This window comes from Paraburkholderia sp. (assembly GCF_049581445.1).
Classification (GTDB): domain Bacteria; phylum Pseudomonadota; class Gammaproteobacteria; order Burkholderiales; family Burkholderiaceae; genus Paraburkholderia.
The window spans coordinates 1-11,534 of the sequence record NZ_JBAURZ010000414.1 but is presented as its reverse complement, the minus strand read 5'-3'; the positions used below and the strand labels follow the sequence as shown (position 1 = coordinate 11,534).

Below are 11,534 nucleotides of genomic sequence, written 5' to 3'. Positions count from 1 at the left end.
CCATCAGGCGGAGGCGGACGCCCACCAGGTGGTGGTGGAGGAGGGGGTAAGCCACCGGGCGGTGGCAACGGCGGTGGCGGTGGTGGGGGCTCAGGCGGTCGTCCGCCGAGCGGTGACGGCGGTAAGCCTCCGGGTGGTGGTGGCGGAGGAGGTAAGCCACCGGGCGGTGGCGGTGGCAGTTCCAGACCACCGAGCAACAATAACGCTCGTGGTGGTGGGTAGGGCAAGCCGCCGCGCAGACGAGGGCGCGGCGTGTTCGCGATAAGCGGAGGAGACGGGCACGATGGCATCGGTTGAATTCAAGGGTTGCGGTGCGTCAGCGGTTGGACTGGCGACGCTCGCTGCGGACGGTACAGTTCTCGATAGCTGGTTTCCCGAGCCGGAGCTCGTCGATGAGCCCGTGGTCAGCGGCACCGTGCGTTTATCGGATGACGAGGTGTCGCGCGCGATCGGCGATGCGGCGGCGCACTGCGTCGGTCCCGATGAAAGGCGTGGTGTCGAAGTGGTCGGCGTGCGCACCGGCATCGCTTCGCTCGCCGACGCGCCGCTTGACGCCCACGATGTTTATTTGCGCCTGCATCTGTTGAGCCACCGTCTGATCAAGCCACACGAGGCCAATCTGAGCGGCCTGTTTGGCCTGCTGGCGAACGTCGCATGGACCTCCTTTGGACCTTGCGCGGTCGAGAGCATCGGTCAGGTGCGTCTGAAGGCGCGTGCGGCGCGCATGCCGTTCGAAGTCACCGGTGTCGACAAATTTCCGCGCATGACGGACTACGTGGTGCCGTCGGGCGTGCGCATCGCCAACGTGGACCGGGTCAGGCTCGGCGCTTACCTCGCGTCGGGGACCACGGTAATGCACGAAGGCTTCTGCAATTTCAATGCGGGGACGCTGGGCGTGTCGATGGTTGAAGGTCGCATCAGTTCCGGCGTGGTAGTCGACGATCACAGCGACATTGGCGGTGGCGCGTCGATCATGGGCACGCTCTCGGGCGGCGGCACGCAGGTGGTGTCGGTCGGCAAACGGTGCCTGCTCGGCGCGAATGCCGGCATCGGCATTTCGCTGGGCGACGATTGCGTCGTCGAGGCGGGCTGCTATGTCACGGCGGGCACGCGGGTGAGCCTGCCGGATGGCTCGGTGGCAAAGGCGGCGACGCTCTCTGGCCAGCCGGGGTGGCTGTTCCGGCGCAACTCGCAGACAGGCGCGGTCGAAGCCATTTCGCGCAATAAAACTTGGGGGCAACTGAATCCGGATTTGCACGCGCACAATTAGAAGCAGCGTTGCGCGTCACCCAGTGGCCGCGGAGCACGGGAATGCCAGACATCGCAGCATGGGGAGGGCGTTCCTATGCCCGGTGGGTCAATTAATGAGTTGACCGAAGCTGCCTGGCGTAAACCCCAGTGTGCCGCGGGTCCAAACCTGCCGATGTCGGGATAGGGGGCTCAGATATGACTTGCCAGTTGACACCAGGTGAACCGGTTGGAGCAGAGTCTGAAGACGACCACTATTCGTCAGGCTTGGCGGAGCAGTTGCTCGCCTCCGAGCGCAGCGTGCTGCGGCTGATCACGCGCAATACGCCGTTGCCGGAATTGCTCGACGAAGTGTGCCGCCGCGCCGAAGCGCTGCTGGGCGAGGGCGCCAACTGTTCGATCCTGTTGCTCGACCCCGACGGTGTGCACGCGCGAGCGGGCGGCGCGCCGTCCTTGCCGAAGTCATATACGAAGGCGCTCGACGGCGTCGCGATCGGCCCGCAAGCGGGCTCGTGCGGCACGGCGATGTATCTGCGGCGCATGGTCGTGGTCGAGGACATCGAAACCGATCCGCTTTGGGCCGACTACAAACACCTCGCGCTGCCGGTCGGTCTGCGCGCCTGCTGGTCGATGCCGTTTGAGAACGACGTCGGCGTCGTGCTTGGCGCATTCGCGGTCTACTACCACACGCCGCGCCGGCCGAGCCATGAAGAGGAGACCATGCTGCGCGACATCGGCCGCAGCGTCGGTCTCGCGGTGCATCAGGACGCCATGGCGCAACGTCTCGCGCAAAGCGAGGAGCATCATCGTCTGGTCGTCAATCACCTGAACGAAGGGATCGTGGTGCAGACGCGCAACGGCGTGGTGCTCGCCTGCAATCCAAGCGCGTTGCGGATCCTCCATGCCAAGGCGGACCTCGTCGGTCAGGACATCTTCACCGTGATGGTGCGTGCCTTCGGCGAGGATGGCGTGCCGCTTACCCATGCGCAACGCCCGACGATCCGGGCGCTGGCAAGCGGCAAACCGCTGCTCGGTATGACCATCGGCCTCGAACTCACGGACGGCGAAGTGGTCTGGATCACCCAGAACGTGGTGCCAATCCTCAAGCCCGGCGAGAGCGAGCCCGGTTCCGTGCTGATTTCGTTCACCGACATCGGCCCGGTCCGCAAGGCCCAGCAGCAGCTTAAATTCCTCGCCACCCGCGATTCGCTGACGGGGCTCTATAACCGCGCCTATCTGGCCGACCGGATGCGCGATCTGTTCGAACCGTCGAGCCCCGGCGCCGAACTGGCGCGCGTGGCCGTGCTGTTCGTCGATCTGGATGGCTTCAAGAAGGTCAACGATACGGCGGGCCACGAAGCCGGCGACGCCTTGTTATGCAGCGTGGCGCGGCGTCTTGCGTCATGTGTGGCCGAAGACGCGACGCTCGCCCGGGTGGGCGGTGACGAATTCGTGATCGTGGTGAATGGGTACGACGACACCGCCGATCTGATCCGGTTCGCGCGTCAGATCCTGGAGACGATTGCGGTGCCATTCGCGGTGGCTAACAACGAATATTATCTGGGCGCTTCGATAGGCATCAGCCTCTTTCCGGAGGACGGCCAGGATGTGCCGACCTTGATGCGCAATGCCGATTCGGCGATGTATTCGGCCAAGCAGCGCGGCCGCAATAACTTCCAGTTTTTTACCGCTGAACTGAACGAACACCTGCTCAGGCGTTTTGCGATCGAGCAACTGCTGCGGCGCGCGCTGGGCGCGGGCGAACTGAGCCTCGTCTATCAGCCGATTGTCGATAGCCGGCGCAATCGCACCATTGGCGCCGAAGCGCTGCTGCGCTGGTACAACATCGAACTGGGCGACGTGTCGCCGGTGGAGTTCATTCCGGTTGCCGAAGACACCGGTCTGATCATGGCGATCGGCGACTGGGTGCTGGAGCATGCGTGTGCCCAGTTGGGTGAATGGCGTCGTACGCTCGAACCGGATCTGGTGATGGCCGTCAACCTGTCGCCGCGCCAGTTCGACGATGGGCTCGTCGCGCGGATCGAACGTTGCCTGGCACTCAGCGGGCTTGCGCCGGATGCGCTGGAACTGGAGATCACCGAGCGTCTGCTGATGAGCGACAGCGAAAGCGTGCTGCCTATGCTCAGCGCATTGAGCAAGATGGGCGTGCGGATTTCGGTTGATGACTTTGGCACGGGCTATTCGTCGCTGTCCTATCTGAAGCGCTTTCCGTTGCACAACCTCAAGATCGACCGCTCGTTTGTAGCGGGCTTGCCGGATCACCGCGATTCGATTGCGATTACGCAGGCCGTGGTGGCGATGGCACATTCATTGGGCATGAATGTGACTGCTGAAGGCGTGGAGACGGAGGAGCAAGCGGCCTTCCTGCGCTCGATCGAATGCGACAAGCAGCAGGGCTATCTGTTCAGCCGGCCCGTGGCGGCGAGTGCCTATGCGCGCAGTCTGATTGAGACGAGCGCACGCATGGGCGTGGTGAACGGAAGGTAAGCGGCGTCGTCTCGCCAGCGCACGCGAGTTCGTCTACAGTCATGCATTCCTTCGCTCTCACCCTTGAGGCAACGAATGCAATTGATCGGCATGCTGGACTCTCCCTATGTGCGTCGCGTCGCCATTTCGCTGGCGGTGCTGGGTCTGCCCTTCGAACATCGCAGCGTATCGGTGTTTAGCCAGTACGACGAGTTCGCGAAGATCAATCCAGTGGTCAAGGCGCCGACCTTCATCGCCGATGACGGCACCGTGCTGATCGATTCCAGCTTGATCCTCGATCATCTCGATCACCAGGTCGCGCCGGCATCTCGTCTGTTGCCTGAGGAGTCCGGCGCGCGACTGCAAGCACTGAACATGATCGGATTTGCACTTGCTGCGACGGAAAAGGCCATGCAGGCTGTCTATGAACGCAATTTGCGGCCCCAGCAGTGGCAATACGAACCATGGGTCGAGCGGGTGCAGAAGCAGATGCACGCGGCATACGGGCATCTCGAGACGCGCCTTGCCGGCCACGACGGCTGGCTGTTCGGCGAGCGCCTGATGCAAGCCGACATCACAGTGGCTGTCGCATGGCGCTTTACCCAGTTCATGTTGCCTGGCGCGGTGGATGCGGACCGCTATCCGGCACTCGCCGCGTTTTCCGAACGCGCCGAAGCGTTGCCGGCATTTATCGGCGCACCGCTCGAATAACCTTGTCGGGCGCGTGGAGGTTGGCGGCTTAAAACTGCTCTGGGTCGCCACGAACGCGCGCCGCAGCCACCCGTCAGCGCCTGCACCAACCCCTAAGAAATTCGCCGCAAGCCCCGCCAGTCGGGCGTTTGCGCGGCATGGGCGGATTGTTCTATTTGGCCGACAAGTCCCTTCGCTTTCGGGCTATTTATCCGGCCGCTACGAATCCCTAGAATCCAACCATCGAAACGTTAGTAGCGGCGTGGTGCCGAAGCGGCGCGATGCGATGGAGCCGGATATGCGAGCCCTGATTGAAAGACAGTTGTATCACCCATCGGTAGTGCTGCCGATGGTGGAGTTAATGACAATGATGGTGGCACAGGATTTCAACCTGAGCCAGGTTGGTCTGCTGGTAGCAACCAAAGGCGCCCGCGCGGCGCTGCAACGCTCGCGCGAGTTTATTTGCGCAGCCCATCACTGCCACGCCTGAGGGCAGGCGCTGGCGGTGACCTGTGCGCCAGAGATGGCGAGCGGTAAAGCTGGACCCCATCCACACCCCTGCTTCAACGTAGTGCATCCGAGCGGTTCCCCACCCTCAGTTCGCAACGCGCGATTCATGGCGCGCTTCATAACTTTCAGGCACACGCTGGCGTAAGATGGCACGGACTCGCCCACGAGCTTCCGGAGATAGGCCATGCCCCAGCACTTCGACGCAGTCGTGATCGGTACCGGACAAGGCGGCTCGCCGCTGGCGGTGCGTCTCGCCACGAATGGCCGCAAGACCGCTGTGATCGAGCGCGGTGAATTCGGCGGGACCTGCGTGAATGTCGGTTGCACCCCTACCAAGAGTTATGTCGCCAGTGCCCGTGTCGCACATGTGGCGCGCAACGCGGCACCGTACGGCGTGCATGTGGCGGGCGCCGTTACGGTCGATCTGGCGCAGGTGAAGGCGCGCAAGGATCAGATCATCGGCCGGTCGCGCGTCGGTGTCGAAAAGTGGCTGCGCGGCACCGACAACGTGACCGTCTTCAACGGCCATGCGCGTTTTACCGGATCACGCACGCTCAATATCAGCGGACCGGACGGGCAGATTGCCGCCGAACTCGAAGCCGACGAGATTTTCATCAACACCGGCACACGCGCAGTCGTGCCGCCGCTCGAAGGCCTCGAGCAGATCCGCTACTACACCAACTCCAGCCTGCTTGAACTGACGGACTTGCCCGAGCATCTGGCGATTATCGGCGGCAGCTATATCGCGCTCGAATTTGCTCAGGTGTTTCGCCGCTTCGGTAGCCGCGTGACGGTGATCGTGCGTGGCGATCGGGTGCTCGCGCGCGAGGATGCCGATTTCTCACAGGCAGTGCAGAAAGTGCTGGCGCGTGAAGGCATCGAGTTTCGCTTCGGCGCGCAACCGCAGCGGGTCGAACCGCTCGCGGCTGATGGTGTGCGTATCGGATTCGACGGTGATCAACCTGCCGTCGAAGCAACGCACCTGCTATTCGCGACGGGGCGTCAGCCGAATACCGACGACCTTGGTCTCGACGCCGCCGGCATCGCCACGGACAGACACGGCATCATCCCGGTCGATGGCGCGCTGCGCACGTCGGTGCCGGGGGTGTGGGCAATCGGCGATGTCAACGGACGCGGTGCCTTCACGCATACGTCGTACGACGATTACCAGATCGTCGCCGCCAATCTGTTCGACGGCGGCAAGCGCAGTGTCGATGACCGCATCATGGCGTATGCCGTGTTCGTCGATCCGCCGCTTGCGCGGGTCGGCATGTCGGAGGCGGAAGTGCGGCAGTCGGGCCGCGCTGCGTTGATGGCGACCATGCCGATGTCGCGTGTCGGCCGCGCCAGCGAGCGTGGCGAGACCGATGGCTTCATGAAGGTGCTGGTCGATGCGGACAGCAAAAAGATTCTCGGCGCGGCGATCTTTGGCATTGAGGGTGATGAAGCGATTCACACGTTCATCGATATCATGACGGCCGGCGCGACTTACCCGACGTTGCAGTACGCAATGCACATCCATCCGACCGTCAGTGAACTGGTGCCCACCTTGCTCGACGGTCTCAAGCCGATGAAGTAGGCCTGTCCATGTCAGCGAGCGGCAATCTGTTCAACCTTGGTACTGAGGTGCTGCAAGGAACCGGGGAGCGGGTCGATACGCTGGTCGGGCAACCGGGCGTCGTGATCGAGCGGATCGTCTCGACCGGACAGGCGAGTCCAGCGGGCTTCTGGTACGACAGCGCGCGTGACGAGTGGGTTGTGCTGCTGAGCGGGGCCGCGCGCCTCGAATTCGAGGACATCGACGGTAGTCCCCGGCTTCATGAGATGCGGCCGGGCGACTATCTATTGATCGAAGCGCACTGCCGGCACAGGGTCGCGTGGACGCACGAAAGCGAGCCTACAGTGTGGCTGGCGGTGCACTACGCATCCATTCAAGACTCATCTGCAGCATGACTGCACCTGCCACCATGACTCGCATTGGCCTGATTTCCGACACGCACAATCTGGTCCGCCCCGAAGCGCTACTGCATCTACAAGGGTGTGACGCGATCATTCACGCCGGCGATATCTGCGAACCCGCTGTGCTCGATGCGCTGAGACAGATTGCGCCGGTGACGGCCGTGCGCGGCAACAACGATATGGGCGAGTGGGCTCGTGCGATTCCCACGCACGCCACGCTGACGGTGCAGCAGGTGAAGATCCTGGTGGTCCACGATCAGGCCGATCTGGACGTCGATCCGCGCCGCGATGGCATCAAGGTGGTCGTGACTGGGCATTCGCACAAGCCGTTGATCGACGAGCGCGATGGCGTGCTGTACGTCAATCCTGGCAGCGCAGGGCCAAGGCGGTTCAAATTGCCGGTGTCGGCGGGGTTGCTGGAGGTGGACGGTGCGGGTGTTACGGCGAGCCTGCATGACTTGCTGGCCTGAACACCGAACCCTGAACACAACCGCCACAAAACAACGGGCCGGCACAGGATCACCCGTGCCGGCCCGTTAGATCCAAACCGAGCGATCAAGCCCGTGCGGTTTGTCGCGCCGCGTAGTGCTCGTCCATTTCCTCGGCGATACGCTCACCGCGCAGCACGGCATGCGCTTCTGAGTGTGTCGCCACGCAAGGCCCGGAGCCGAGCAGCGGCTTGCGTGCCGTTTCGCTCAGCGCGAGCACGGACACGATACCGATCAGCGACGCGCCCATCAGGTAGTACGCGGGCATCATCAGGTTGCCGGTGCTGTTGACGAGCCACGCAGCCACGAGCGGCGTCGTTCCACCGAACAGCGATACGGAGATGTTAAAGCCAATCGCCAGCGCGCCATAACGGATACGAGTGGGGAAGAGCGCCGGCAGCGCCGACGGCATCACACCCGTGAAGCACGACAGCAGCACGCCAAGAATCAGCAGGCCACCGAAGACCGGCAGCATCATGCCGGTGCGGATCAGCAACAACGCGGGAATCGACAGCGCGAACAGACCCACGCAGCCCAGCAGCATCACCGGCTTGCGGCCGATCGAGTCGGACAGGCGGCCGGCGAATAGCGTCATTGGCATCATCAGCACCATCACCAGCAGCACGAGGAAGAGGCCGTGCGTCTCGTTAAAGTGGAGCGTCGACGACAGGTAGCTCGGCAGATACGACAGCGCCATGTAATCGGTCACATTGAAGATCAGCACGAGGCCCACGCACAGCAGCAGCGGGCGCCATTGCTTTACCAGCAACTCACGCAAGCTCTGCTTGGGGGCCGCCTTGTCTTCCGCTTCGCGCGCTTCGGCCTGCTTTTTGAAGGCGGGCGTTTCTTCGAGCTTCATCCGGATATACAGACCCACCAGACCCAACGGCCCGGCGATCAGGAACGGCACGCGCCAACCCCACGACAGCAACGCCTCATGCGACAGCGTGGCCGTCAGCACAGCGACCGTGCCCGCACCGAGCACATAGCCGATCAGCGTGCCGAATTCGAGGAAGCTGCCCATGAAGCCGCGCCGCTTGTCCGTCGAGAATTCGGCGATGAAGGTGGCTGCACCGCCGTATTCGCCGCCAGTGGAGAAGCCCTGCACCAGACGCGCGACGAGCAGCAGTGCCGGTGCGAGGATACCAATCGATCCGTAGCTCGGAATCAGACCGATGGCGAACGTGCCGGCCGCCATCAAGATCATCGTCATGGCAAGCACGCGCTGCCGCCCGATGCGGTCGCCGAGCGGGCCGAACACCATGCCGCCGATCGGCCGCACGAGGAAAGCCGCCGCAAAGGTGCCGAAGGTGGCGATCAACTGGGCCGAAGGGCTGCTCGACGGGAAAAACACTTGGCCGAGCGTGACGGCGATGTAGCTGTACACGCCGAAGTCGAACCATTCCATCGCGTTGCCGAGCGCCATAGCGCCGACGGCACGCTTGAGGAGGGACTGATCGACGATCGTGATGTCGTCGAGGGTTAGGCGTTGTTCTTGTGCTTTATGTCGCCAGAAGCCGTTGCTGGAAGCGGTCAAGGTGAAAACTCCAATGACTGCGACGAAACGCATGAAAACGCACATGGACGTTCCGCCACGGGTGCTGGGGAAGTGCAGTTTCGCGAAAGGGGCGACGGCCCGAGAGAGTCGGGCCAGACAGGGGCGTCAGAGAAAACAGACAAAAACAAACGCCCATGCCCCGCGCATGTCGCGGAATTGCACTGGTCTAGGTTGTTGCTGATCGTTGCACCTGCGTGGCCGTGGAAGGGGGGCAGATGCATGAGGACGCTGGACACGAAGTGCCGCAGGCGCCACTGAAAGGCTTGGTACGAAAAAGGCCGGTGATGACTGCGCCAGCGCTGCGCGCTTTGCAGTGTGACCGACAAGCCTTCTTGTCAAAAAAGTGTTCAATCCGCAGGTGCGTCGCGCAGGGCGCCACACGTTGACTTGAACGCGAATGATGGTTAAAGACTGTTGAAACGAGCAACATGATAGCACGATGACAGAGGATCGTGCAAACCTGGTAGTGCCGCCGGGTTGCTGCAGGAGGGTGCAATCCCTTGCGGGGCGGGGGATTCGGCGGAATATGCGGAGATGAAATGACGGCTTAAAAGCGGCCTGGATCTTGCGTTTACGCCACTGGGGAAACGCGTCAAGAAGAGCGCGCAGAACGGCGAGGAAATAACCTGGATACGGGCGAAAAAAATCCGCGCACGCGGCGCGGATTTTTTGTCAGCCTAAGCTCAGGCCAAGGTCGAGGCTGGCCCGCAGGCCATCCATCAGCTCTCCGACGGCGGCACGTAGCCCGTGGCCTGATCGGCGCCTTCGCCGAAGAAGAACTTCTCGGTCTGCTTCATCAGATACTGGCGCGCGCGCGGATCGGCCATGTTCAGGCGGTTCTCGTTGATCAGCATGGTCTGCTGCTTGAGCCACGCCTGCCAGGCTTCCTTCGAGATGCTTTCGTAGATCCGCTTGCCGAGTTCGCCCGGCAGTGGCGGGAAATCGAGGCCTTCGGCTTCCTTGCCGAGCTTCGCGCATTGAACCATACGAGACATGCTGTGCTTCTCCTGTGATCGGTGTGGGGCGTTGTTGCGTTATGTGGCAGTCGCTTTATATGGGGGCGCTCAGAGCTGTTTCATCAGCACCAGCGACTTGCGCTGCCAGTTATAAAGCCGGCGGCGATCTTCCGGCAGGTCGTCGACCGTGACCTTCACAAAGCCGCGTTTGAGGAACCAGTGTTCGGTGCGCGTCGTCAGCACGAAAATGCGTGTGAGGCCGCGCGCCCGCGCGCGTTGCTCGATGCGTTTGAGCAGACGCTCGCCGTCGCCCGTGCCTTGTGCTTCCGGGGCGACCGTCAGACAAGCCATCTCGCCGATGCGCTCTTGCGTATACGGATACAGCGCGGCGCAGCCGAAGAGCACGCCATCGTGCTCGATTACCGAGAAATGGTCGATGTCGCGTTCAATCTGGTGACGGCCGCGCCGCACCAGCGTGCCGTCGGATTCGAGCGGCTCGATCAGCGCGAGAATGCCGCCGACGTCGTCCGGCGTCGCTTCACGCAGGCTTTCGAGGTTCTCGTACGAGATCATCGTGCCCACGCCATCGTGCAGGAACAATTCGAGCAGCAGGCTGCCGTCCAGCGCATAAGGGATGATGTGCGCCCGCGCTACGCCGCCGCGGCAGGCGCGGATTGAGTGCTTGAGGTAGAAGCCGGCGTCGCCGGTGACTTCGCCGCTTTCATGCAGCTTGTACGCGTCGTCGAGTGACAGTTCGCGGACCAGTTCCGGGCCTTCCTCACCGTCTTCCATCAGGCCCGGCGTTTCGGTCAGGAACACGATCTTGTCGGCTCGCAGCGCGATGGCCGCCGCCGACGCCACATCTTCCATAGACAGATTGAACGCTTCGCCAGTGGGCGAGAAACCGAGCGGCGAAAGCAGCACGAGCTTGCGGCTCGCCAGCGAATGGCGGATCGAATCCGCGTCGATCTTGCGCACGACACCCGTGTGGGCGAAATCGACGCCATCCAGAATACCGACCGGGCGCGCCGTCACGAAGTTGCCGGACACCACGCTGATGTGCGCGTGGGCCATAGGCGTGTTCGGCAAGCCCTGGCTGATGGCAGCCTCAATGTCCAGACGCACTTCGCCGGCGGCTTCCTTGGCGGATTCGAGCGCACGCGCATCGGTGATGCGCATGCCGTGCGAAAACTCGGACTCCACCCCGTGCAGACTCATCTGCTCTTCGACCTGCGGCCGCGAGCCATGCACCAGCACGATCTGGATGCCCATGGCCTGCAACAGCGCGATGTCGGACACCAGCGCGTTCAGTAGCCCCTGATGCACCACTTCACCGCCGAAGCCGACAACAAACGTCTTGTTGCGGAACGCGTGAATATAGGGGGCGACCGAGCGCATCCAGTCGACGAATTGCGCGTGTTGCGAGTCGGATTCCGTAGCGCCGGTCGGGGCCGGAGCGCTCGCGGGCGTGGGGACGAGGTCGGTTTGGGAATTCATGCCCGGGATTATAATGCGCCCCCATGTCGAATGTACCCAAAAGTCCCGCTGGGGCGAATCAGAAAGCGGCTGCAAACGCCCCATCCGAACAATCGCGCGAGTCGAGCGGCGAGGGCGAGCGGCGCGCAGGCGGCGTTGAGG

11 protein-coding genes are annotated in these 11,534 nt (G+C 62.9%); 8 read left to right on the top strand and 3 right to left on the bottom strand.

Going from position 1 to position 11,534, the window contains the following annotated elements:
- The 8 genes from WCA85_RS35630 to WCA85_RS35595 all read left to right on the top strand — a co-directional run.
- A partial coding sequence (locus WCA85_RS35630) for a hypothetical protein (RefSeq protein ID WP_424070558.1) occupies positions 1-265 on the top strand: 265 nt, incomplete at its 5' end.
- An 18-nt stretch (positions 266-283) separates the two neighbouring features.
- Positions 284-1,270 carry a 2,3,4,5-tetrahydropyridine-2,6-dicarboxylate N-succinyltransferase gene (gene dapD, locus WCA85_RS35625; protein WP_424070556.1) on the top strand — a complete coding sequence of 329 codons (987 nt, stop codon included), beginning with the start codon at positions 284-286 and terminating at the stop codon, positions 1,268-1,270.
- Positions 1,271-1,446: 176 nt separating this feature from the next.
- Positions 1,447-3,756: a putative bifunctional diguanylate cyclase/phosphodiesterase gene (locus WCA85_RS35620; RefSeq protein WP_424070553.1), complete on the top strand. Its 2,310-nt coding sequence runs from the start codon at positions 1,447-1,449 to the stop codon at positions 3,754-3,756.
- Positions 3,757-3,831: 75 nt separating this feature from the next.
- Positions 3,832-4,446 carry a glutathione S-transferase family protein gene (locus tag WCA85_RS35615; RefSeq protein WP_424070551.1) on the top strand — a complete coding sequence of 205 codons (615 nt, stop codon included), beginning with the start codon at positions 3,832-3,834 and terminating at the stop codon, positions 4,444-4,446.
- 277 nt (positions 4,447-4,723) lie between these two features.
- Entirely contained in the window at positions 4,724-4,915 is a 192-nt protein-coding gene (locus WCA85_RS35610; RefSeq protein WP_424070549.1) for a hypothetical protein, read from the top strand.
- A gap of 204 nt (positions 4,916-5,119) precedes the next feature.
- Positions 5,120-6,514: an FAD-containing oxidoreductase gene (locus WCA85_RS35605; RefSeq protein WP_424070547.1), complete on the top strand. Its 1,395-nt coding sequence runs from the start codon at positions 5,120-5,122 to the stop codon at positions 6,512-6,514.
- Between the two features lie 8 nt (positions 6,515-6,522).
- Positions 6,523-6,888: a cupin domain-containing protein gene (locus WCA85_RS35600; protein WP_424070545.1), complete on the top strand. Its 366-nt coding sequence runs from the start codon at positions 6,523-6,525 to the stop codon at positions 6,886-6,888.
- Positions 6,885-7,364 (top strand): metallophosphoesterase family protein, encoded by a 480-nt coding sequence (locus tag WCA85_RS35595; RefSeq protein ID WP_424070543.1) that lies wholly within the window; start codon positions 6,885-6,887, stop codon positions 7,362-7,364. The genes WCA85_RS35600 and WCA85_RS35595 overlap by 4 nt, the downstream gene beginning before the upstream one ends.
- 85 nt (positions 7,365-7,449) lie before the next feature.
- On the opposite strand, the gene proP is transcribed toward WCA85_RS35595, so the two are convergent.
- The 3 genes from proP to argA form a co-directional block, all read right to left on the bottom strand.
- Entirely contained in the window at positions 7,450-8,952 is a 1,503-nt protein-coding gene (proP, locus tag WCA85_RS35590; RefSeq protein WP_424070541.1) for a glycine betaine/L-proline transporter ProP, read from the bottom strand.
- A 707-nt stretch (positions 8,953-9,659) separates the two neighbouring features.
- Positions 9,660-9,935, bottom strand: coding sequence for an oxidative damage protection protein (locus tag WCA85_RS35585; RefSeq protein WP_424070539.1), 276 nt, complete (start codon positions 9,933-9,935; stop codon positions 9,660-9,662).
- A 69-nt stretch (positions 9,936-10,004) separates the two neighbouring features.
- Positions 10,005-11,393 (bottom strand): amino-acid N-acetyltransferase, encoded by a 1,389-nt coding sequence (gene argA, locus WCA85_RS35580; protein ID WP_424070560.1) that lies wholly within the window; start codon positions 11,391-11,393, stop codon positions 10,005-10,007.
- Positions 11,394-11,534 lie beyond the last annotated feature (141 nt).